Here is a 20,543-nt window from a genome sequence, read left to right as displayed (position 1 = left end):
GCTCAGACCTCGTCTTCCGGGCGGATGCGGGTGAACACCCAGTGCTTGAGCTCGTCCGCGTCCTCGCGGTCGCAGGTCAAGGTGTCGCGCTCGAGGGTGCAGACGAACGCGGTGCCCCCGGGCGCCAGCTGCGGGACGCTCGGCAGCTTCAGCGGCCGCAGGCCCGCGAGGTCGTCGCCCTCCTCCGCGGGCGCGCCGGTGTCGTCGGTGCCCGAGTCGGCGCTGCCGGTGTCGACGTCGCCGGTGTCGTCGTAGCCCCCGACGTCGTAGTAGGACGGCGGCTCGTAGGGCTCCTGCCCGACCTCGAAGAAGTCGTGCGCGACCTCGATGCGGTACTTCGGCGCCTCCGAGGCGTCGACCACCAGGTCGGACACGCGCTCGCTGTTGTAGTCGAGGCCGTCGAGCTCCGCCGACTGGTACAGGGCCAGCTCGCCGGCGAGGTCGTCGCCGATGCGGAGCTGCTCGCCGACCAGCAGCTGCGCGTCGTAGGCGTGTGACTGCGGGTGCTTCTCGCCGTCGACCTGGACCGCCCGCCAATCACCGATGATCGGGTCGGCCGCCTGCTCGCGGCCGGTACACTGGGTGAAGCTCAGGGCCACCAGGGCGAGCCCGGGGATCTTGCTACGCTGCTCCATATACTTTAGTTCCTGCGCTCAAGGACATGTTTGAACAGTCATGTGGAAGATCGACCGCGGCGCGCGAGCGGCTCGCCCGGGCGCCGTGAACGAGGCGGTCTTCCATCGCCGCCCAGGATACGCCGGCCCCGAGCGCGCGGGTAGGGGCGCCGGTCAGGAGGCCCGCACGACGTGCACGCCGCCGGCCGGGCCGAGCGAGAGGTTGCGCCGGACCGGCCGCGGCGGCGTGGTGTCGACCAGCCGCAGGTCGTACTCGGGCACCAGCACCGCGAGGGCCTGCTTCATCTCGTAGAGGGCGAAGGCGGCGCCGATGCAGCGCCGGTGGCCGCCGCCGAACGGCGTAAACTCGAACGGCGAGACCTTGCGGCCGAGGAACCGCTCGGGCCGGAACGCGTGTGGGTCGGGGTAGAGCGTCGGGTCCTGGTGGAGCAGCGCGGTGCCCACCGCGATCCCGGTGCCCGGCGGCAGCTCGTACGGGCCGAGCTGCAGCGGCCGCACGAGGGTGCGCGGCGCCATGGGCAGGATCGGCCACAGGCGCAGGACCTCGTGGCACACCGCGTCGAGGTAGGGCAGGGCCGCGACGGCCTCGTAGTCGGGGTCCGGGCCGAGCGCGACCAGCTCGGCGCGCAGCCGGGCGAACACCGTCGGCGCGCGCAGCAGCCACGAGAAGGCCCACGCCAGCGCGATCGCGGTGGTCTCGTGGCCGGCGAACAGCAGCGTGTGCAGCTCGTCGACCAGCTCGTCGTCGTCGAGCGCCCGCCCGTCCTCGTCGCGGACCGCGAGCATGAGGCTGAGGATGTCGTCGGCGGGCCCTGCCCGGCGCGCGGCGATCTGCGAGCGCGTGAGCGCCGAGGCGCGGGCCTGGGCGGCGGCGAAGCGGCGCCACGGGGTCAGCGGCCCGAGGTCGCGCTGGGCGTGACGCGAGAACAGGAGCACCGGGTGCAGGGCGTCGATCACCCCGACCAGCGCCGCGCCCACCTCGGCGATACGGTCGGGGTCGGTGACCCCGAACACGGCGCGCACGATCACCTCGAGCGAGATCGCCTGGGTCGTGCCCTGCATGACGAACGGCTCGCCGACCCGCCAGGCAGCGGCGTGACGGCGCGTCGCCTCGCGGATGATCGCGCCGTACGAGCGCATGCGGGCGCCGTGGAACGGCGGGGTCAGCAGTTTGCGGTCGCGGCGGTGACGCTCGCCGCTGACGACGATCAGCGAGTGCCGGCCGAGCACCGGGGCGAGGTTCTCGGTGCCGAACGAGCGGGTGGCCTCCGGGTCCATCGTGAAGATGACCCTGGCGAGCTCGGGCTGACCGGTGACGACCAGCCGCTTGCCCCCGAGGTCGAACGCGAACGGGTCGCCGTAGCGCCGCCGGCACGCGGCGAAGAAGCCGTAGGGGTCGACCGCGAAGCGATAGGCGGCGAGCGGGGCGATGCGCGGGCCGGGCACGAGGCGTGACATGCGTCCACCTTCCACCCGATCGGGGTGTACTACAATACGGGCATGACTCCGCGCGCGCCCCCTTCACCAAGATCCTGGTGCCGGTCGACTTCTCACCGGCGAGCGACGAGCACATCGCCGCCGGCCAGGCGGTCGAGGTCGACGGCCAGTACATCGAGTTCTCGCCCAGCTCCGTGCGCAGCGTCGTCCTCGCGGCCGACCTCGCCCGCGCCAGCCTCGGCACCGTGGTCCTCCTCCACGTCACGCCGGCGCTCAACTACAGCACGATGTACGCCGGCAACCTCAGCGTCGGCCTGTCGTCGCAGGTGCTGACGGACGTCCACGAGGCGGCGCAGAAGACGTCCAAGGCCGCGCTCGACGTGATCGCGCAGCGCCACTGCGGCGGGGTCCAGGTCGTCATCGAGGCCCGGCCCGGCGTGGCCGTCAGCGTGATCATCGAGGAGTCGGAGAAGAAGGGCGCCGACCTGATCGTGCTGGCCGCGAGCGGTCGCTCGCGGGTGGCCCGCTTCTTCGTCGGCAGCACCGCCGACCGCGTCATCCGCGAGGCGATCTGCCCGGTCCTCGTGATCCCCGCGCTGCACGAGTGAGCGAGCGCCGGGGACGGCGAAAGGACATGACCCTGAGCGCATGCTCCAAGGGCCATGTCCTTTGAGGTAGGTCGAGTCGTGAGAGGTGAGGCGTGAGGGGTGGAAGACGGTGCGACGCGCGGCGCGCCGACCAGCGCGCCGGACCGAGGTCCGACTGGCTAGGCGGCGCGCGGCATCGGCGCGGACACGGCCGGCTCGGGTTCGGCGGGCACGACGATGGTCGGCTCGATCACGCGCGGGCGCGTGGCGACCATCTTCAGGCCGGCGTAAAAGGGCCGATCGATGACGGCGGCCGTGAAGCGTTCGGCGAAAATCATGCGGGCGGCGAGTCCTGTGTGGCGCATGCCGAAACCATTGGCGAGGGCCCCGGAACGTCAAATCAAGGCGGCATCAATGTGGCCATGATGGCCGAGAATCGGGTCGTAGCGGCTCTTTTGAGCCCGATCGGGCGCGATGGGTGTCGCTGCAGACACACTCGACGTCGCACGACGATGCGGCACCGTCGGGAGGTCCATGATGCGTCGCAGAGGGCCGCGCGGGGCACGTGGCCGGCGCATGACGACGTCGCGGGACGCGAACGAAAGCCTGGCGCGGCGCAGGCCTCGTCGGCGCTGCGCGGGCCGCATCACCGCTGCGCGTTGCGCGGGTGACCGCAGGCACTTTACCTCGCGCCCGCGTCAGGGGTAACATGCGCCTGCGGCCGTCTATGGCGCCTTCGCCGACACCTCGTCGGCCGACGAGGTGCACTCGCGGATCGCCAGGGCGCGCTGATAGGCGCAGTTCCACTGTACGAGCTCGGCGCTCAGGCGCTTGGCCTCGTCGGCGTCGCCCTCCGCGATCGCCTCGCCGTAGCCCTGCCAGGCCTGCAGGTGCGCGGCCGCGTCGAAGCCCTGGTCTTTGAGCTTTTGGGACATGTCCGGAAGGACAACTCGCGTGTAGGCCACGCCCTCGGCCGCGGTGGCCATCGCCGCTGCGCTGCCGAGCGGGCCCTTGGCCGCGGGGGTGAGGGCCTCGTCGCAGTACTTGCGGGCGCGCTTGACCAGGGCCAGGGCGATCTCGCGCTCGATCGTGTCGGCGTCGACCTTGTCGGGGGCGGCCGCGAGGGCCACGTCGACGACGGCGATGCCGGGGGTGTTGCGGTCCTTCAGGCGGTCGCGCAGGTCCTCGAACACGCCGCGCGCGCGCGCCAGCGGCACCGGGTCGGCCTTCTCCTTGGCCTCGGCGAGGGCGCTCGTCAGCCGGCGGTGCGCCAGGCGGAACCACGACTTCTCGACGATCTCGTGCCCGGGCAGCAGGGCCTTGTCGATCGCGGTCGGGTCGCCGCTCGCCAGCGCCGCCTCGCCGGCCGCGAAGGCGGCGTCGATCTCCTCGGCGAGGCCGGGCTCGGCGCCAGCGACCTCCGCCGCCAGCGGCTTCAAGGCGACCTCCCAGGCGCAGCGTGCGGCCCCCAGGCGGCCTCGCGGCCCTCCTTGGCCTCGGCGGCGTGCTTCAGGCGGTCGCGCATCCACTGGGCGATCGAGCCCTCGATGCGCGCGCGCAGGAAGGCGAAGCCGGCGGGGGAGGTGTCGACCAGCACCGCGGCGATCGCGGCGTCGTCGTGACGGCCGGTCGCCGCGTCGCTGGCCTTCACCCACGCCTGCAGCGGCGTGTCCGTGTAGGTGATCGGCGCGTCGCCCTGGTGCGCGCGCAGGGCCGCGAGCGGCGCGGCGGCGGCGTCACACAGCGGGTCGCGGGCCTTCGCGGCGGGCGCGGGCGCGGACGCGGGCTCGGCCTTCGCGGGCGGGGCCGGCTGGGCGGCGGGGGCGGCCTCGGGCTTGGCGGCGGGCGCCGGCGCGGGCGCGTTGCAGGCGGTCCCGGCGAGCGCGAGGGCGAGGACGAGGGCGGCGCGGAGCATGCGGCAGGATATCGCGGAAACCCCGGCGCGGGCGCCGGCGATCGGCCCCGGACTTTACGCGGCGGCCGCGGCCCGCTAGCGTGGCCGGACCATGGCAGTCAGCGTCGGCGGTGACGAGGGCGACGCCCTCAACGAGATCAACGTGACCCCGCTGGTCGACGTCCTCCTGTGCCTCCTGATCATCTTCATGGTGTCGGCGCCGCCGGCCACCAACACGCAGATGCCGCTCGACATCCCCACCCAGTCGAAGGTGCAGGGCGCGGCCGATCCGAACGCCACCTTGCTGCTGTCGATCGACGCCGGCGGGGCCGTCAAGCTCGGCACGCAGGTGATCGCGAGTGACACCGACAGCGTGATCGCGGCGCTCAAGGCCAATCAGAAGGTCCAGAACGACGGCAAGCTGGCGATCGACGCCGCCCCCGGGGTGAAGTACGGCGAGGTCATCCGCCTGATGGCCGCGGCCCACGACGCCGGCGTCGGCTCGGTCGGCATCGCCTCCGACAAGCTGTAGTGGGGCCCCGCTCGCGCTCGGTGGCGGGCGGAGTCGCGGATCGCACTTCGCCCTCGCCGTTCGCTGGCGAATTGTCCGTCCTGGACAATAAAATGCGCCGCGATGCTCAGCGGTTTCAAGAAGTTCGCCATGCGCGGGAGCCTGATCGACATGGCTTCCGGCATCATCCTCGGCGCAGCGTTCGGCGCGATCGTCAAGTCGCTGGTCGACGACGTGATCATGCCGCCCATCGGCCTCGCCCTCGGCGGCGTCGACTTCTCCAACCTGTTCCTGGTGCTGAAGGACGGCAAGGTCCCGGGGCCCTACCTCTCGCTGGTGGCGGCCAACGAGGCGGGGGCCGTGACCGTCCGCTACGGCGTGTTCCTCAACTTCGTCATCACGTTCCTGATCGTCGCGTTCGCCGTCTACCTGCTGGTGTCGGCGATCCACAAGGCCAAGGAGCGCATGACCGAGAAGGAGGAGCAGGCCGCGGCGGAGCCGTCGTCGCAGGAGAAACTGCTGATGGAGATCCGCGACCTCCTCAAGACCCGCTCGGGCCGGTCTGAGACCTGCCCTCAGGGGCATGTCCGTTCGGACATGCCCTCGCGTTCAGCTCAGGTGTAGCCGAGCGCGAGGCCGACCTGGTAGACCAGGACCGCCAGCGCGTAGGCCAGCGCCGACATGCTGGCGAACATCACCAGCGGCCACTTCCACGAGCGGGTCTCGCGGCGCACCACCGCCAGCGTCGACATGCACTGGCAGGCGTAGACGAAGAAGATCATCGCCGCCAGGCCCTTCAGCGGGGTGTGCCGGCGCGAGCCGTCGGGCTCGCGGGCCTCGCGGAGCTTGTCGCGCAGCGGGTCTGGTTCTCGTCGTCGGCCTCGATGCCGTAGACCAGGCCGAGCGTGCTGATCATGACCTCGCGCGCGGCGAAGCTGCCGAGGATGGCGATGCCCATGCGGAAGTCCTGGCCCATCGGCCGCAGCACCGGCTCCATGGCCTTGCCGATGCGGCCGCCGATCGAGTGGACGATCGGCGAGTCGTCGTCGGGCTGGCTGTCCTCGGGGCCAGCCGCGGCTGTCTCGGAGGGCATGTCCTTCGGGGCATGCGCGGCCGGATCGATCTGCACCGCCTCGGCGACGTCGCGCCCGCTGTCCGGGGCGTCGGGCGGACGCGGGAAGCTGAGCAGCACCCACAGCACGACGGTGACCGCGAGGATGACGGTGCCGGCCTGGCGGACGAAGTCGGCGGTGCGGTCGTAGACGTGGAGCAGGGTGTTGCGCAGCCGCGGCAGGCGGTACGGCGGCAGCTCGAGCACGAACGGCGGGGTCGGCCCGCGCAGGGCGGTGCGCTTCCAGATCGCGCCGACGGCCAGGGCCGAGACGGTCGACAGCGCGTAGAAGCCGACCAGCATGAGGCTGCCGACGGTGAACGGGCCGACGCGGTCGTCGGCGGGGAACAGCGCGCTGATGAAGAGGACGTAGATCGGCAGGCGCGCGCTGCAGCTCATGAAGGGGATCATGAGGATCGTGGCCAGGCGGTCGCGCGGGTCGGTGATCGTGCGGGTGCCGAGGATCGCCGGGATCGCGCAGGCGTAGCCGCTGAGCAGCGGGACGAAGGCGCGCCCGTGCAGGCCGACGCGGGCCATCAGGCGGTCGACGAGGAACGCCGCCCGCGCCATGTAGCCCGAGTCCTCGAGGATGCCGAGCAGCAGGAACAGCAGGGCGATCTGCGGCACGAACACCAGCACGTTGCCGGCGCCGGCGATCACGCCCTGGGTCAGCAGGTCGGTGAAGACGCCGGGGCCGAGGGCGGCGCCGACCTGCTCCGAGAGCCAGCCGATGAGCGCCTCGATCGCGCCCATGATCGGCTCGGCCCAGGTGAAGATCGAGCTGAAGATCGTCGCCATGACGCCGACGAAGATCAAAAGGCCCCACACGCGGTGGGTCAGGACGCGGTCGATCGCGGCCGAGCGGGTCATCGCCGGCGCCCGCTCGCGCTGGGCGGCGGTGAAGCCGATCTCGGCCAGCAGGGCGTCGACCTCGCGGTAGCGGGCGATCACCCGCGCGTGCGCGGCCGCGGTCAGGGCCGCCGGGGAGTGGGCGGCGAGCGCGGCCTGCTCCGCGGCGGTCGGGCCGGCCAGCTCGAGCGTGCCGGCCGCGGCCGCCGACACCAGCCAGCGCCAGCGCGCGGCCTCGATGTCCGGCGGCGCGGGCAGGCCGTCGTCGCCGGCCAGCAGGCGCGCGCAGCGGTGAGATGGCCTGAGGGACATGTTCGATGGAACCTAGCGCTTCGACCAGGCGCGCCATGCCCTCGCCGGTGCGCGCGACGGTCGGCACGACCGGGACGCCGAGGGCGCGCGCGAGGGCCTCGGGGTCGACGGGCGTGCCGGCCTCGGCGGCGACGTCCATCATGTTGAGGGCGACCACCAGCGGGCGGCCGAGCTCGAGCAGCTGGACCGCGAGGTAGAGGTTGCGGGCCAGGTTGGCGGCGTCGAGCACGAGGGCGACGACGTCGGGCGGCTCGCTCTCGGCGCCGGTGAGGCAGCGGAACGCGACGGCCTCGTCCTCGGCGATCGGGGTGAGGCTGTAGGTGCCGGGCAGGTCGAGGACGGTGATCGGCCGGGTCGGCGACAGGCGCGGGACGACGGCGCCGGCGCGGGTCTCGACGGTGACGCCGGCGTAGTTGCCGACCTTGTGGCGCGCGCCGGTCAGTTCGTTGAAGAGGCTGGTCTTGCCGACGTTGGGGTTGCCGGCCAGCGCGACGCGCAGCGGGGTCATAGCGGGACCGCCTCGATCCGCGCGGCCTCGGCCTTGCGCAGCGACACGTGGCAGCCGCGGACCTGCAGCTCGAGCGGGTCGCCGAACGGCGCCCGCTTGATCAGCACCACCACGGTGCCCGGCGTGAAGCCCATCTCGAGCAGCCGCAGCGCCAGCGGCCCGGTGCCTCCGACGAGGGTCACGCGGGCGCGCGCGCCGAGCTCGAGCTGCGACAGGTTGAACGCCACCGTCGAGGGAGCTTGGCGCCGGGCCCCGCACGCGGTCAAGCGCGGCGTGCGACGCACACCCGCCGCCTGCCGTTCGGGACAGGTCTGCGGGAGAGATGACCCCGAGGACAGCTCACGCGGCGCGCCGAGGCGCTCGGAAAACTCACGCGACCGGGCGCAAACGGGCGAGCGGGCGCGACCGTGACGGGCCGCTATGCTGCCCCGTCGTGGCGACGCGCGCACCCTCGCAGCTCCCGATCGACGAGGTCCTCGGCGACATCGTCGCGGCGTTGCAGCGGTCTGCCTGCGCGGTGATCGAGGCCCCGCCCGGGGCCGGCAAGACCACGCGCGTGCCGCTGGCGCTGCTGCAGGCCGGGCTCGCGGGCGGGCGCGAGATCCTGGTGCTCCAGCCGCGCCGCCTGGCCGCGCGCATGACCGCCGCCCGCGTGGCCGAGAGCCTCGGCGAGCCGCTCGGCGCGACCGTCGGCTACCAGGTCCGGTTCGAATCCGCGGTCGGCCCCGAGACGCGCCTCCGCTTCATCACCGAGGGCCTGCTCGGGCGCAAGCTGCACGCCGACCCCGAGCTGCGCGACGTCGGCGCGGTCGTGCTCGACGAGTTCCACGAGCGCCACATCGACGGCGACATGGGCCTCGCCCTGCTGCGCCAGCTGCAGCGCGGGGCCCGGCCCGACCTCAAGATCGTGGTCATGTCGGCGACCCTCGACGGCGCCGCGGTCGCGAACTACCTGTCCGAAGGGTCAGCCACGCCGTGCGCCCGGATCACCAGCGCCGGCCGCATGTACCCGGTGGCGATCGAGCACCTCGGCGAGCCCAGCGAGCTCCACTCGGGGTGCTGCGGGCCCTGGCCAAGCTGGTCGACGAGGGGCTCGACGGCGACGTCCTGGTGTTTTTGCCCGGGGCCCGCGAGATCGCCCGCGCCGCCGAGACCTGCGCCGGGTTCGCCGCCCACCACGGGATGCAGGTGCTCCCGCTGCACGGCGAGCTGCCGCCGGCCGAGCAGGACCTGGCCGTGCGGCCATGTCCCAAGAGGAAGCTGATCCTCAGCACCAACGTCGCCGAGACGTCGGTGACGATCGACGGGATCGCGGCGGTGATCGACGGCGGCCTGGCGCGGGTGGCCGCGCACGACCCGTGGACGGGGATCCCGACGCTGCAGCTCGCCAAGGTCTCGCGCGCCTCGGCGGCCCAGCGGGCCGGGCGAGCCGGGCGCACGCGGGCCGGCCGGTGCCTGCGGCTGTACGCGCAGGTCGACCACGACCGCCGGCCGGAGCACACGCCGCCGGAGATCCACCGCGTCGATTTGGCAGCCGCGCTGCTCGACCTGCACGCGTTCGCGGTCGCCGACCCGGCCGCGTTCGCGTGGTTCGAGGCCCCGCCGACCGCGGCGCTGCAGGCCGGCGAGGCATTGCTGCGCAGGCTCGGGGCGATCGATCCCGCGGGCCAGGTCACCGCGCTGGGCCGGCGCATTCTGGCGTTCCCGCTGCACCCGCGGCTCGGGCGGCTGCTGTGCGAGGGCGTCGACCGCGGGGTGCCGGGCCTCGCCTGCGGCGCCGCGGCGCTGCTGTCGGAGCGATCGATCCGCCCGGCCGGCGCGCTCGCCTCGTGCGACGCCGACGCCGACGTCCTGGTCGACCTCGCCGACCTCGAGAAGCTGCGCCGCCGCGGCGACGAGCGCGGCCTGCTGGCCGGCCCGGCCCGCCGCGCGCTGCAGGTCCGCGACCAGCTGCTGCGCGCGCTGCCGCATGACTCACGGGACAGGTCCAAAGAGCTAGGTATCAAAGAACAGGAACGAGAGGACAGGCTGCGCATGGCCCTGCTGGCGGCCTTCCCCGAGCGGGTGGCGCAGGCGCGCGAGGACGTCGGGGGCTTCCGCGCGCTGGCGCTGGCCGGCGGCGGGGCGGCGCGGCTGGGGCCGGGGTCGGTGGTGCGCACCGCGCCGTGGCTGCTGGCGCTGGAGGTCGAGCAGCGGCGCGAGGCCGACCGCGGGGCGCAGGTGCTGGTGCGCAGCGCCTGCGCGATCGAGCCGGAGTGGCTGGTCGACCAGCTCATCGACGAGATCGAGGAGCGCGACGAGCTGCAGTGGAACGCCGCGCGCGAGCGGGTCGAGGGGCGCGCGAGCTGCGGTACATGGGGCTCCTGCTCGAGCGCACGGTGAGCAAGCAGCTGCCGCCGGCGGCCAGCGAGCTGCTGCGCGCGCAGGCGCAGGCGGCCGGGCCCGAGCGGTTCGTCGGCGACGCCGAGGCGCTGCGCGGGCTGATGGCGCGCTCGGCGTTCGTGGCGGCGCACGTGCCCGGGGCGCCGGTGATCACCGAGGCGGTCGCGCGCGAGGTGCTTGCCGAGCTGTGCGAGGGGCGGTCGAGCTTCGCCAAGCTGCGCGCGGCCGACCTGTTCGGCCAGCTGCTGGGTCGCGTGGCCGGCGGCGGCGGACTCGAGCGGCTGGCGCCGACGCACGTGCAGCTGCCCGGGGGCCGCCGCGCCGCGGTCCACTACGAGCCCGACAAGCCGCCGTGGCTGGCCTCGCGCCTGCAGGACTTCTTCGGCATGAGCCGCGGCCCGCACATCGCCGGCGGCAAGGTCCCGCTGGTGCTCCACCTGCTGGCCCCGAACGGCCGCGCCGAGCAGGTCACGACCGACCTCGCCGGCTTCTGGGACCGCCACTACCCCGAGGTCCGCAAGGCGTTGATGCGCCGCTATCCCCGGCACTCGTGGCCGGAAGACCCACGCACCGCGGCGCCGCCGACGCCGCGCCGGTGAGCCACGCTCGCCCCGCCTCGCGCATGTCCGAACGGACATGTCCGAAGGCATCGTCCTTCTCGCGCCCGCGGCGACCGGCTCCCGGCCGCCCCCTGGATGTCCGAACGGACATGTCCGAAGGCACCCGTCATTCCCATGCCGCGACGGCCGGCGCCGCGGCCGCTCCTGAGGTGTCCGAAAGGGTCCGAAGGCACCCGTCATTCCCCATGCCGCGACGGCCGGCGCCGCGGCCGCTTCTGGATGTCTGAACGGACATGTCCGAAGGCACCCGTCGCCTCCGCGCCGGAGGTCCAGGCCATCGAGGGCGGCCTCGCGCCGAGGCGGCGGCGCCTCGGCTAGCAAATGTCCTTTCAGACATGTCCGAATGCACCCGTCCTTCCCGCGCCGGGGAGCCGGCGCGGATTTTCCGGACCCGGCCGAGGGCGGCCTCGGCCTCGGGCCGAGGCGGCGCCGCCTCGGCTCACGAATGTCCTTTCAGACATGTCCGAAGGCACCCGTCATTCCCGCGCCGGCGGCGCCCGGCGGCGCGTTCACTCCTGGATGTCCGAACGGACATGTCCCTTCGGGCCGCCGGTAGGCGCGCCGGCGCGCGCGCAAGGCCAGGACCCGAAGCCGGAGGCCCGGCGTCGGACCTGCGGCGGACCGGGTCGGTGGTTCGCGCCTCGCGCGGGCGGCGACCCTCGCCGGCGCGGGCGCACGGCCAGGCGCACGCGCGGCGGCCTCGGCGGGCGCGGCCTCCCGCGGGCCCGGGCGGCATGCTACAAGCAAGCGTCGAGGGCCACCGCTCCCGCATGTTGACGCTCGCCTCCTTGCTCGCCGCCATGACCATCGCCGGCGCTTTTTGGGTCGGCATCCTCGCCGCCCGGCGGCTCCGCGACTGGGGCGACCGGCGGCAGCTCACCGAGGGCGACGGTCCGCATCCGCAGTTGGCCCTCGCGGCGGCTGCTTCCGTGTCGACCACTTCCGGATCGATCCCCGGCGACCCCGTGAGCCAGAAGATCCGGGCCCGCGTCGCCCAGCGCCTCCAGGGCCGCCTCCAGCCCGCCCCCGCGCCTCGCGCCGCGCCCGACACCCCCGACGGGCCCGAGCTCACCCTCACCGCGCTGCGCCAGGGCGACGTGGTCGTCGTCGAGACCGGCGACCCCAACCTCGACGGCGACTATCTGGTCGACGGCGTGGTCAACCTCAAGGAGGGCGCGACGGCCACGGTCATCGCCGTCATGACCGACGCCGACCGCCATCGCTGGCTGATCGGCTCGCCCGACCAGGAGCGGTGGTTGCTCGCCGAGCCGGTCCGCGGCCACGGGCTGTCGGGCGAGCCGCCGCGCCACATCCCGCACCAGGAGCACACCTACGCGCTCGAGCGGCGCGGGCAGGCCAGCGCGGCCGGCGTCGGCATGCACGGGCGCCCGGCGCTGCCGCGGGTGGCCACCTACGTCTACCGTGCGGCGGCCGACCGCGCGCTGTGGGTCGAGCGCTGGGGCGACCAGGTGCTGGTCGGCGCGGCCACGACGATCCCGCAGCACGCGGTGCAGTTCCTTCCGGGGTCCTGAGCGCTTGTCGGCCGCGCCCGCTCTGCGGTGGGTCCACCGCCCGCCGTCCGGCGCGCCGATCACCACGGTCACCGTCCTGCGCTTCCCGCCGGGCCAGCGCCTGTGGGCCTTCCAGCAGATGGGCCGCGCCCGCGCCCCGCTGGCCGCCACCCCGGGCCTCATGTTCTGGCGCCTGTGCGGCAGCGGCGGCGGCCTCGGCTTCTCCGCCCGGCCCGACCTGTCGCGCTACGCCCTGATCGCGACCTGGTCTTCGGAGCATGTCCTCGAGGACTTCTTCGCTCGCAGCCGGCTGTTCGCCGACTACCGCGCGCGCCGGCGAGGCGTGGACGATCGCGCTGCTGACGGCGCGCGGCCGCGGCAGCTGGGGCGGGACCTGTCCGTTCGGACCTGGCCTTTCGGACCTGCCCGAAGGGCTACCCGTGGTCGCGATCACCCGCGCCCGCCTGCGCCTGCGCGGCTTCTTGAATTTCTGGGCCCGGGTGCCGGCGATCAACCGCCGCCTGCTCCGCGCGCCCGGCCTGCGGGCGGCGCTGGGGATCGGCGAGCTGCCGTGGATCCGTCCGGTCACGTTCAGCGTGTGGGACGACGCCGCGAGCCTCGAGCAGTTCGCGTGGGCCGGCTCGAACCACCAGGCGGCGGCCCGCGCGGCGCTGGCCCGCCGGTGGTTCGCCGAGGACCTGTTCTTCCGCTTCGCCGCCGTCGGCGCGGCCGGCACGCTCGACGGCCGCGAGCCGGCGTTCGGGTTCACAGCGTCTTGAGGTACTCGAGCACCGCGCGGCGCTGCTCCGGCGTGAGGTGGTCGCCGAAGGTGTGGCCCGAGTTGGCGTGGGCGATGAACGTGGTGTCGTAGATGAACTTGCGCTCGTCCTCGGGCGCGCCGATCTGGCCGTAGGGCAGCTCGACGAACGGCCAGCCGAGCGCGTCCTCGTCGAAGTGGGTCGAGTCGTAGTCGACGCGCTTCCAGTACTTGGGACGCTTCGTGCTGTCGAGGACGAGCTCGATGGTCGGCACCGAGCCGTTGTGGAGGAACGGGCCGGTCGCCCACACCCCGTCGAGCGGCGGGGCCATGTAGCCGGGGAACGGCTCGCCGGGCTCCATGCGGGTGATCTGGCCGTACCAGCTCTCGTTGTACCAGTCGACCAGGTAGGGCGCGTACTCGGTGCCGGCGGTGGCGACCACCGGGTCGGTGCCGACGACGTCGAGCGGGAACAGTAGGTTGGGATACGTGTCCTGCGCGTCGTCGGCGGCGTAGGTGCCGTGGCAGCCGGCGCAGTTGGCCAAAAACAGGCTCTCGCCTTCGCTCGCCAGCGCCGCGTCGATCGCCAGCGGGTACTTCGGCGCCTGCACCGAGCGGATGAACGCCTGGATGTGGTGGAAGTAGCCGTCGATCTGCTCGGCCTCCGCGACCGAGTCGGTGCACAGCGCCGAGGCCAGCATCATCGTGCCGCGGTGATCGCCGCGGGCCATGCCGTTGTAGAACAGCGCGTGCTTCTTCTTGGCCCGCCACCACGGCGGCGGGTCGGAGGCGACCACCATCTCCGGCAGCGGGTACTGCAGCTCGTCGTACCACTCGAGGGTGTGCCGGTCGCGGTGCGCCACCAGGGTCACGGCGATGATCTCGGCCGGGTTGGTGCCGACGGTGTGCATGACGGTCGCGGGGCCGAGCGCCTTGGTGCGGTTGAGGAAGCGGGTGAACTCCTCGAGGCCGGGGATCGGGATGTCGGGGATCCACACGTTCGCGAACATCTGGCTGATGTCGTCGGTGAAGTCGAAGTCGGCGGTGCCGAGGCCGACGATCAGCTGGCCGTCGAACGAGCCGGCGTGGCACTGCAGGCAGTTCTGGCTGACGATGTCGGCGCCGTTCTTGTTATGGACGTTCCAGTGGTACGGGACCTCGGCGTTCTTGCCGGTGCGCCCGGGCAGCGGCGGGCGATCGGCCCAGCCGCCGATGAACGGCTTGACGAGCGGCCACAGGCCCCACGGGACCCCGCACGACACGTAGCCCTTGGTGAGCAGCGCCTCGTAGCCGAGCGCGGGGTCGCCGTCCTTCTGCGGCTCCGCGGGGATGTAGACGCCCTGGTCCCACGGGCCGGGACCGAAGCCGTCTTCGCCGGTGGTGCCGCTGCTGCTGCTGGTGCCGGTGCCGTCGCCGGTGGTCGTCGGCGCGGACCCGCTGCCGCCGGCGTCACTCACCTCGCTCGTCTCGCTCGCGGCTCCGGAGCTCGGGTCCGTGGTCGCGCCTCCGGCGTCGCCGCTGGTGCCGTCGCCGTCGCTGGTGCCGCCCTGGGTGCTGCCGCCGGCGTCGCCGCAGGCCGCGAGGAGGAGCGAGACCGAGAACACGGCAGGGGCGCGCCAGGACATGCCACACCCTACGGCCGGGCCTCGCCGGTCGGCAAGTCCTCGCCCGCCGGCGCGGCCGCGGTCCGCTATCCTGCGGGCGATGAAGTTCGGCCCCTGGTACCCGCTGTCCGAGGCCGCGGACCGCCTGCCCGCCGCGCCGGGCGTGCTGCAGGTCCGCCTGCGCGAGGGCCTCGTCCGCTACCCGCGAGGCAAGAGCGCGATGATCCACTACGCGGGCGCCGCCGACGTCGCCGCGCTGGCGGCCGCCCTGGCCGCCCGCCACCCCGAGGCCCCGTGGCTGGGCCGCGCCAGCGTCGGCCCGTGCCCCGACCCCACGGCCGCGGCCGCCGGCCTGCTGGCCGACTTCGATCAGCGCTTCGGGGCATGTCCGAAAGTACCTGGCCCCGAGGACATGGCCTGAGGGCCACACCAGAACTTCGATCGCGCGCCCGGGACCGCGCCTGTCGCCGGCTGTCCGACCTCGTCGCACCGTGGGGCCGCGGGGCCACGGGCGGGGAATCCGCGCGGGCTTGACCCGGGGGGCGCCCGGGTCCGATAGTCCTGGAACGACGCCGCGTGGGCCGGTCCAACGCGCGGATGCTCCCCTTCGAGGTCGACCGTGAAATCACCGATCCTGTCCCTCTCGCTCCTCCTCGCCCTCGCCGGCTGCGACGCCGCCATCATCGCCAACCAGCGCGCCGCCGCCGAGGCCGAGGCCGAGGCCGACGTGGCGGTCAAGGCCGAGGCCGGCGGCGACGCCGTGGTGGCCACCGTCGTCGAGACCAAGGACGGCGACACGAAGGTCGTGGCCGACGTCGACGTCAAGGTCGAGCTCAAGCCCGAGGCCCTCGACCTCGAGACCGTCACGTACTTGATCAAGAAGGGCAAGGTCAAGGACGCCAACGCGCTCGAGAAGAAGCTCAACAACCCGAAAGAGAAGCTGCACAGCATCGACATCGACGGCGACGGCAAGCTCGACAAGATCCAGATCGTCGAGGTCAAGCAGGGCGACACGATCGTCTTCGAGCTGCACGTGTTCCCGTCGAGCAAGAAGGAGAAGGACAACTTCGTGGTCGTCGGCTACGTCAACTTCACGGCCGACAAGACCACCAACGTCCTGATCGTCAAGGCCACCTACGCGCCGGTCGTCGTCGGCTACGACACGATCGTGTACGACTACAACGTGCCGATCGTGGTCAAGAACGACGTGGTGGTCGTCACCGGCGGGGTCGGCTTCTACGGCTGGCTGTACGCGCCGCGCCCGGTCTACGTCGGCGTGGTCGTGTGGGACGCGCCGTCGATCGTCATCGACGTCCACCACGACGACTGCTGGCCGCCCGGCCACTGCAAGCACCACCACAAGCACCACAAGCACAAGCACAAGGGCAAGGGCAAGCACTGGCACTGACGGGCCGGGCCCGCGCGGCCCCAGGCGGGCGTCGACGCTCGTCCGGGCGCCCGCGCGAGCCCCGGAGCCGGCGCCGCTTCGACCTGTCTTTCGAGTCTAGTCGAGACCGCGCGCCCGGAGGCGCCCCGGGGTCGCCACGGCCGCGGGCGTCTGGTACCGTCACGCGGCCCTTGACGACCCCTGACCTGCCCACCGCGCGCCTCGGCGACCGCAGCCTGTTCCCCGACCTGCAGCCGCGGGCGTACCTCAACCACGCCGCGGTGTCGCCGTGGTCGGCGCCGGTGCAGGCCGCCATCGCAGCGGTGGCGGCCGACTACGCCCGTCGAGCCGCGGGCGCCATCCCGTTGTGGATCCAGCAACGCGCCCGCCTGCGCGCGGCGATCGCCGGGCTCATCGGCGCCGAGGCGGCCGACATCGCGCTGATCAACAACACCACCCGCGGCGTCACGGATGTCGCTCTGTGCCTGTCCTGGAGGCCAGGTGAGCGCGTGCTGCTGTTCCAGGGCGAGTTCCCGGCCAACGTCACCCCGTGGCAGCAGGCGGCGGAGCTGTTCGATCTGTCGGTCGAGATGCTGCCGCTCGCCGACTTCGCTCGTTCGCCGGCCGACGGCCTCGCCGCCCTGCAGGTCGCCCTCGCCGCCGGCGGCGTCCGCCTGGTCGCCGTGTCGGCGGTGCAGTTCCAGAGCGGCCTGCGCATGCCGCTCGCGGCCATGGCCGACGCCTGTCACGCCGTCGGCGCCGAGCTGTTCGTCGACGGCATCCAGGCCGTCGGCGCCGTGCCGCTCGACGTCCGCGAGGCCGGCATCGACTACCTCAGCACCGGCGGTCACAAGTGGCTCATGGGCTGCGAGGGCCTCGGCTTCCTCTACGTCCGCCCCGAGCGGCTGGCCGAGCTGCGCCCGCGCGTGGCCGGCTGGCTGAGCCACGAGGATGGCCTTCGGTTCCTGCTCGAAGGGTCAGGTCACTTGCGCTACGACCGCCCGATCCGCCGCTCCGCCGACTTCATCGAGGGCGGCGCCGGCAACACCCTCGGCTGCGCCGCGCTCGCGGCCGCGATCGGCCTCATCGCCCAGCTCGGGCCGGGGGCGGTGTGGACCCACGTGCAGGCCTACCTCGACCTGCTCGAGGCGGGCCTCATCGCCCGCGGCTTCGTCAGCCTGCGCTCACGCGACCCTGAGGCCCGCTCGTGCATCCTCAGCGTCCTGCCGCCGAACCCCGGCGACGTGCTCGGCTTCCAGCGCGAGCTCGCCGAGCGCGGCGTCGCCTGCTCCACCCCCGACGGCCTGCTGCGGTTCTCGCCGCACTGGCCCAACCACCCCGACGAGGTGCCGTTCGTGCTCGACGCCGTCGACGACGCGCTCGGCCACGGATAAGGACGTTCGAGCCATGGACCGCCAGCGGCCCCGCACCACCAGCGACGAGATCGACCTCTACATCCGCACCTATTACTCGCTGCTGCGCAGCTCCGGCGAGGTGTGGGTGCGCGCGTTCGAGGAGGCGCACGCGTTCAGCGACTCGAGCCTGCACCCGGGGGCGCGCACGGGCGTGCCCGACGTGGCCGCGTTCGCCTACAGCGCCGCGCGCCTGCCGGCCTGCATGCCGCAGGTGCAGAAGATCGTGCTCGGCCAGTCGCACGAGACCTTCGAGGCCAACGGCTTCGACGTCAGCGCGTGGCAGCGGGTCCAGACCCGCGGGCGCCGCCGGCCGCTGCGCTTCGACGGGGCGCGGACGCTGTGCGCGTTCATCTCGAGCACCAGCGACATCGACGACCTGGTCCCGATCGTCACGACCTACCAGATCGTGTGGAACCAGATGCACGTCCTGCTCGGCAACGCGGAGCTCGGCCGGCGCCTGCGCGAGGACGACGCGCTCACCGCCGAGGAGGTCGACCACGCCGAGCTCGCGCGCGTGCTCGACCTCGACCCCGACGGCGTGCGCACTCTGATCGCCGCGCTCGACTCCGGCTGGTTCGCGGCCCTGCGGACGATCGCCCAGAGCCCGTGCGACCTGTCGATGCGGGTGCTGACGGGCTCCTACTCGCAGTACCAGCGCTCGGTCCAGCGCTGGTGGTCGGGCATCGAGCCGAGCCTCGTCCGCGAGCGCAAGCCGCGGCGCCCGCCGATCTACTTCGTCTCGTCGAACACGCACTCGCTGCTCAACCTCGTCGGCGGCTACGCCCGCCAGCACCGCGAGGCGATCCTCGACTTCGCCCGCCGCCGCAACCCCGAGGACCTGGCGCGCCACTTCAGCCGCGCGCTCGAGGGCGGCGACGAGGCCGAGGTCAACAACCTCAGCTACTACCTGCTGCGCGCGTTCCTCCACCAGGATCCGTCCCGTCTGGCCGAGGTCCAGGAGTTCGAGGCCGAGGCCGGCATCACCTCGATCGACGTGCCGGGCAAGATCGACGTCAACGCCCAGATCTTCGACCTCTCGCAGGTCCGGCCCGAGCGCCTCGACCCGCGCGTGCGCGTGCCCGACCTGCACCTGCTGGCCCGCAGCGACGCGGTGATCCTCAACATCGACTACCCGCTCGGCATGGCGGCGTACCACCACCTGTCGCGCGCCGGCCAGGGCTCCAACGAGATCCGCGGCGTCTACGTGATGGGCAAGGCGGCGACCCTCAACGGCCGCGTCGGCGACGTGATGATCTCGTCGGTCGTCCAGGACGAGCACTCGCGCAACACCTACCTGTTCCGCAACAGCTTCGTCGCCGCCGACGTGCAGCCGTACATCCGCGTCGGCACCGTGCTCGACAATCAAAAGGCGCTGACCGTCCGCGGCGCTTTCTTGCAGAACCGCGAGTACATGAGCGTGTTCTACCGCGAGGGCTACACGGTGCTCGAGATGGAGGCCGGGCCGTACCTGTCGGCGGTGTACGAGCTGTGCAACCCGCAGCGCCACCCGAACGACGAGATCGTCCACCTCTCCAACTCGGTGGGCTTCGACGTCGGGGTTCTGCACTACGCGTCCGACACGCCGTACTCGCGGCGCCAGAGCCTGCTGTCGAAGAGCCTGTCGTACTTCGGGGTCGAGAGCACCTCCGCGTGCGCCACCGCGATCGTGCGCCGGATCTTCGCCGCCGAGATCGCGCGCCTGCGCGCGGAAGAGGAGAGTACGTGATGCAACTGCCCGACCTCGATCGCGACGCCGACCCGTGGACCCTCGCCGGCTCGGCCCTGGCGCCCGAGGCGGGCCGCGCGCGCGCATCGAGCTCGCGCTGCACACGGCGCTGACCGCCCCGTCGCCGGGCAACTGCCAGCCGTGGCGGTGGTTCGCCGGCGGCGAGGTGATCGAGCTGTACCGCGATCCGGCCCGCACCTCGGCCGGCGCCGACCCTGACGGCCAGGCGACGGCGCTGGCCTGCGGCGCGGGGCTGGGGGCGCTGCGCGTGGCCCTGCGCGCGCTCGGGCTGGCCGAGCAGACGGCGCTGCTGCCCGGCGGTCACCCGGACCTGCTCGCGCGCGTGGCCGTGGGCGGCCGCGCCAGCCCGCTGCCCGAGGAGCAGTGGCTGTACCAGGCCGCGCCGAAGCGGCGGACGTTCCGCGCGGTGATGGCCCACGGGCCGCTGTCGCGGGCGCTGTCGAAGCGCCTCGGGGCCATGGTCGATGGGACAGGTGCGGAGTTACATGTCGTCGAGGACATGGCCCGAAAGCAAGCCATCGGCGCGGCCGTCGAGGCGGCCATCGCCGGCGAGCCGCCCGTCCGCGCGGCGGCTCGCGCGGCCGCCGGTGAGGCGGGGGTCAGCTTCGAGGGGCCCGACGGGGCGGAGGCCCGCGGCCCGGCGATCGCCGACGGGGCGCCGGCCTTCGTGGTCGTGACCACCGCCGCCGACGAGCCTGCCGAGTGGCTGCGCGCCGGCCAGGCGCTCATGCGCGTGCTCCTGCGCGCGCGGGTCGACCACGCGTGGGGCAGCTTCCTCCACCTGCCCCTGACGGAAGCCGCCGGCCGCAAGCAGCTGGCGAGCCTGGTCGGCGCGACCGGCCACGCGCAAGCCCTGGCTCGCCTCGGCGGCGCCGCCGACAGCCCGCCGACGCCGCGCCGGCCGCTGTCCGAAGTGCTGCTGACGCAGCGGCCGAGTTGAGGCTGTCTGAAGAGACAGGTGACGCGTCGGGCGCGGGGCGCGTCGATGGCTTCGCCGACGCCGCGTTCGCGCGTCCGTGCGACCGAGTGCGGGCTCAAGGGGAGTTTATACTGTCGTAAGAGACAGGTGACGCGTCGGACCCGGGGCGCTGTCGATCGCCCTGCCGACGAAGCGTTCGCGCGTACGACCGAGTCCGGGCTCCCAGGCAAGCTGAGGATGTCCGAAGAGACAGGTGACGCGTCGAACTCGGGCGCTGTCGATCTCCCTGCCGACGAAGCGTTCGCGCGTACGACCGAGTCCGGGCTCCCACCAAGCTGAGGCTGTTTAGAGAGGCAG

At 73.1% G+C, this 20,543-nt stretch carries 19 protein-coding genes and 2 pseudogenes; 11 read left to right on the top strand and 10 right to left on the bottom strand.

The window, feature by feature from the left end; translation table 11 throughout:
• Positions 1 to 2: 2 nt before the first annotated feature.
• On the bottom strand, positions 3 to 635 hold the full coding sequence (locus OV079_RS32865) for a hypothetical protein (protein ID WP_267773160.1): 633 nt from the start codon (positions 633 to 635) through the stop codon (positions 3 to 5).
• Positions 636 to 788: 153 nt separating this feature from the next.
• A complete protein-coding gene (locus OV079_RS32860; protein WP_267773159.1) occupies positions 789 to 2,093 on the bottom strand; it encodes a cytochrome P450 in 1,305 nt (434 codons plus the stop codon).
• A gap of 77 nt (positions 2,094 to 2,170) precedes the next feature.
• On the opposite strand from OV079_RS32860, the gene OV079_RS32855 reads away from it, so the two are divergent.
• Positions 2,171 to 2,680, top strand: a complete 510-nt coding sequence (locus OV079_RS32855) for a universal stress protein (RefSeq protein WP_267773158.1) — start codon at positions 2,171 to 2,173, stop codon at positions 2,678 to 2,680.
• Positions 2,681 to 2,838: 158 nt separating this feature from the next.
• On the opposite strand, the gene OV079_RS32850 is transcribed toward OV079_RS32855, so the two are convergent.
• The 3 genes from OV079_RS32850 to OV079_RS32840 form a co-directional block, all read right to left on the bottom strand.
• Entirely contained in the window at positions 2,839 to 2,997 is a 159-nt protein-coding gene (locus tag OV079_RS32850) for a hypothetical protein (RefSeq protein WP_267773157.1), read from the bottom strand.
• Positions 2,998 to 3,384: 387 nt separating this feature from the next.
• Positions 3,385 to 4,098 (bottom strand): hypothetical protein, encoded by a 714-nt coding sequence (locus OV079_RS32845; protein ID WP_267773156.1) that lies wholly within the window; start codon positions 4,096 to 4,098, stop codon positions 3,385 to 3,387.
• Positions 4,095 to 4,574: a hypothetical protein gene (locus OV079_RS32840; protein ID WP_267773155.1), complete on the bottom strand. Its 480-nt coding sequence runs from the start codon at positions 4,572 to 4,574 to the stop codon at positions 4,095 to 4,097. The genes OV079_RS32845 and OV079_RS32840 overlap by 4 nt, the downstream gene beginning before the upstream one ends.
• Positions 4,575 to 4,665: 91 nt before the next feature.
• On the opposite strand from OV079_RS32840, the gene OV079_RS32835 reads away from it, so the two are divergent.
• Together OV079_RS32835 and mscL are read left to right on the top strand one after the other, a co-directional pair.
• On the top strand, positions 4,666 to 5,085 hold the full coding sequence (locus tag OV079_RS32835) for an ExbD/TolR family protein (protein ID WP_267773154.1): 420 nt from the start codon (positions 4,666 to 4,668) through the stop codon (positions 5,083 to 5,085).
• 102 nt (positions 5,086 to 5,187) lie between these two features.
• Positions 5,188 to 5,688 carry a large-conductance mechanosensitive channel protein MscL gene (mscL, locus tag OV079_RS32830; RefSeq protein ID WP_267773152.1) on the top strand — a complete coding sequence of 167 codons (501 nt, stop codon included), beginning with the start codon at positions 5,188 to 5,190 and terminating at the stop codon, positions 5,686 to 5,688.
• On the opposite strand, the gene OV079_RS32825 is transcribed toward mscL, so the two are convergent.
• From OV079_RS32825 to OV079_RS32815, 4 genes and pseudogenes are all read right to left on the bottom strand, one after another.
• Positions 5,679 to 5,846: a hypothetical protein gene (locus OV079_RS32825; protein ID WP_267773151.1), complete on the bottom strand. Its 168-nt coding sequence runs from the start codon at positions 5,844 to 5,846 to the stop codon at positions 5,679 to 5,681. The genes mscL and OV079_RS32825 overlap by 10 nt on opposite strands.
• A 14-nt stretch (positions 5,847 to 5,860) precedes the next feature.
• Positions 5,861 to 7,336 carry a ferrous iron transporter B gene (locus tag OV079_RS32820; RefSeq protein WP_267773149.1) on the bottom strand — a complete coding sequence of 492 codons (1,476 nt, stop codon included), beginning with the start codon at positions 7,334 to 7,336 and terminating at the stop codon, positions 5,861 to 5,863.
• Between the two features lie 28 nt (positions 7,337 to 7,364).
• Positions 7,365 to 7,844: pseudogene (locus OV079_RS58975) on the bottom strand (FeoB small GTPase domain-containing protein); the annotation flags it as partial.
• Positions 7,841 to 8,071 carry a FeoA family protein gene (locus tag OV079_RS32815; RefSeq protein ID WP_267773148.1) on the bottom strand — a complete coding sequence of 77 codons (231 nt, stop codon included), beginning with the start codon at positions 8,069 to 8,071 and terminating at the stop codon, positions 7,841 to 7,843. The pseudogene OV079_RS58975 and the gene OV079_RS32815, both read right to left, overlap by 4 nt.
• A gap of 206 nt (positions 8,072 to 8,277) precedes the next feature.
• On the opposite strand from OV079_RS32815, the pseudogene hrpB reads away from it, so the two are divergent.
• From hrpB to OV079_RS32790, 3 genes and pseudogenes are all read left to right on the top strand, one after another.
• Positions 8,278 to 10,825: pseudogene (hrpB, locus tag OV079_RS60635) on the top strand (ATP-dependent helicase HrpB).
• 821 nt (positions 10,826 to 11,646) lie between these two features.
• Positions 11,647 to 12,378 carry a DUF4178 domain-containing protein gene (locus OV079_RS32795; protein ID WP_267773143.1) on the top strand — a complete coding sequence of 244 codons (732 nt, stop codon included), beginning with the start codon at positions 11,647 to 11,649 and terminating at the stop codon, positions 12,376 to 12,378.
• Between the two features lie 257 nt (positions 12,379 to 12,635).
• Positions 12,636 to 13,136 (top strand): hypothetical protein, encoded by a 501-nt coding sequence (locus OV079_RS32790; protein WP_267773142.1) that lies wholly within the window; start codon positions 12,636 to 12,638, stop codon positions 13,134 to 13,136.
• On the opposite strand, the gene OV079_RS32785 is transcribed toward OV079_RS32790, so the two are convergent.
• Complete coding sequence (locus tag OV079_RS32785) at positions 13,123 to 14,739, bottom strand: c-type cytochrome (protein ID WP_267773141.1); 1,617 nt, start codon at positions 14,737 to 14,739, stop codon at positions 13,123 to 13,125. The two genes, OV079_RS32790 and OV079_RS32785, sit on opposite strands and share 14 nt — an antisense overlap.
• A gap of 79 nt (positions 14,740 to 14,818) precedes the next feature.
• On the opposite strand from OV079_RS32785, the gene OV079_RS32780 reads away from it, so the two are divergent.
• The 5 genes from OV079_RS32780 (at position 14,819) to OV079_RS32760 (ending at position 20,207) form a co-directional block, all read left to right on the top strand.
• Positions 14,819 to 15,139, top strand: coding sequence for a hypothetical protein (locus OV079_RS32780; RefSeq protein ID WP_267773140.1), 321 nt, complete (start codon positions 14,819 to 14,821; stop codon positions 15,137 to 15,139).
• Between the two features lie 198 nt (positions 15,140 to 15,337).
• Complete coding sequence (locus tag OV079_RS32775; RefSeq protein WP_267773138.1) at positions 15,338 to 16,126, top strand: hypothetical protein; 789 nt, start codon at positions 15,338 to 15,340, stop codon at positions 16,124 to 16,126.
• A 170-nt stretch (positions 16,127 to 16,296) separates the two neighbouring features.
• On the top strand, positions 16,297 to 17,499 hold the full coding sequence (locus tag OV079_RS32770) for an aminotransferase class V-fold PLP-dependent enzyme (RefSeq protein ID WP_267773137.1): 1,203 nt from the start codon (positions 16,297 to 16,299) through the stop codon (positions 17,497 to 17,499).
• A 13-nt stretch (positions 17,500 to 17,512) separates the two neighbouring features.
• Entirely contained in the window at positions 17,513 to 19,246 is a 1,734-nt protein-coding gene (locus OV079_RS32765; protein WP_267773136.1) for a DUF6909 family protein, read from the top strand.
• Between the two features lie 34 nt (positions 19,247 to 19,280).
• The gene (locus tag OV079_RS32760; protein ID WP_267773135.1) at positions 19,281 to 20,207 is read left to right on the top strand and encodes a nitroreductase family protein; all 927 of its coding nucleotides are present in this window, start codon (positions 19,281 to 19,283) and stop codon (positions 20,205 to 20,207) included.
• Positions 20,208 to 20,543: the final 336 nt, after the last annotated feature.

The organism is Nannocystis pusilla (assembly GCF_026626665.1).
Classification (GTDB): domain Bacteria; phylum Myxococcota_A; class Polyangia; order Nannocystales; family Nannocystaceae; genus Nannocystis; species Nannocystis pusilla.
Note: the sequence above shows the minus strand (reverse complement) of the source record. Positions and strands in the feature narration are given on the sequence as shown.

What these genes read in the sequence shown, in the direction of transcription:
- OV079_RS32865 (WP_267773160.1), bottom strand. Translation starts at nt 635, where the DNA reads ATGGAGCAGCGTAGCAAGATCCCCGGGCTCGCCCTGGTGGCCCTGAGC.
- OV079_RS32860 (WP_267773159.1), bottom strand. Translation starts at nt 2,093, where the DNA reads ATGTCACGCCTCGTGCCCGGCCCGCGCATCGCCCCGCTCGCCGCCTAT.
- OV079_RS32850 (WP_267773157.1), bottom strand. Translation starts at nt 2,997, where the DNA reads ATGATTTTCGCCGAACGCTTCACGGCCGCCGTCATCGATCGGCCCTTT.
- OV079_RS32840 (WP_267773155.1), bottom strand. Translation starts at nt 4,574, where the DNA reads ATGCTCCGCGCCGCCCTCGTCCTCGCCCTCGCGCTCGCCGGGACCGCC.
- OV079_RS32835 (WP_267773154.1), top strand. Translation starts at nt 4,666, where the DNA reads ATGGCAGTCAGCGTCGGCGGTGACGAGGGCGACGCCCTCAACGAGATC.
- mscL (WP_267773152.1), top strand. Translation starts at nt 5,188, where the DNA reads ATGCTCAGCGGTTTCAAGAAGTTCGCCATGCGCGGGAGCCTGATCGAC.
- OV079_RS32825 (WP_267773151.1), bottom strand. Translation starts at nt 5,846, where the DNA reads ATGATCTTCTTCGTCTACGCCTGCCAGTGCATGTCGACGCTGGCGGTG.
- OV079_RS32820 (WP_267773149.1), bottom strand. Translation starts at nt 7,336, where the DNA reads ATGTCCCTCAGGCCATCTCACCGCTGCGCGCGCCTGCTGGCCGGCGAC.
- OV079_RS32795 (WP_267773143.1), top strand. Translation starts at nt 11,647, where the DNA reads ATGACCATCGCCGGCGCTTTTTGGGTCGGCATCCTCGCCGCCCGGCGG.
- OV079_RS32790 (WP_267773142.1), top strand. Translation starts at nt 12,636, where the DNA reads ATGTCCTCGAGGACTTCTTCGCTCGCAGCCGGCTGTTCGCCGACTACC.
- OV079_RS32785 (WP_267773141.1), bottom strand. Translation starts at nt 14,739, where the DNA reads ATGTCCTGGCGCGCCCCTGCCGTGTTCTCGGTCTCGCTCCTCCTCGCG.
- OV079_RS32780 (WP_267773140.1), top strand. Translation starts at nt 14,819, where the DNA reads ATGAAGTTCGGCCCCTGGTACCCGCTGTCCGAGGCCGCGGACCGCCTG.
- OV079_RS32765 (WP_267773136.1), top strand. Translation starts at nt 17,513, where the DNA reads ATGGACCGCCAGCGGCCCCGCACCACCAGCGACGAGATCGACCTCTAC.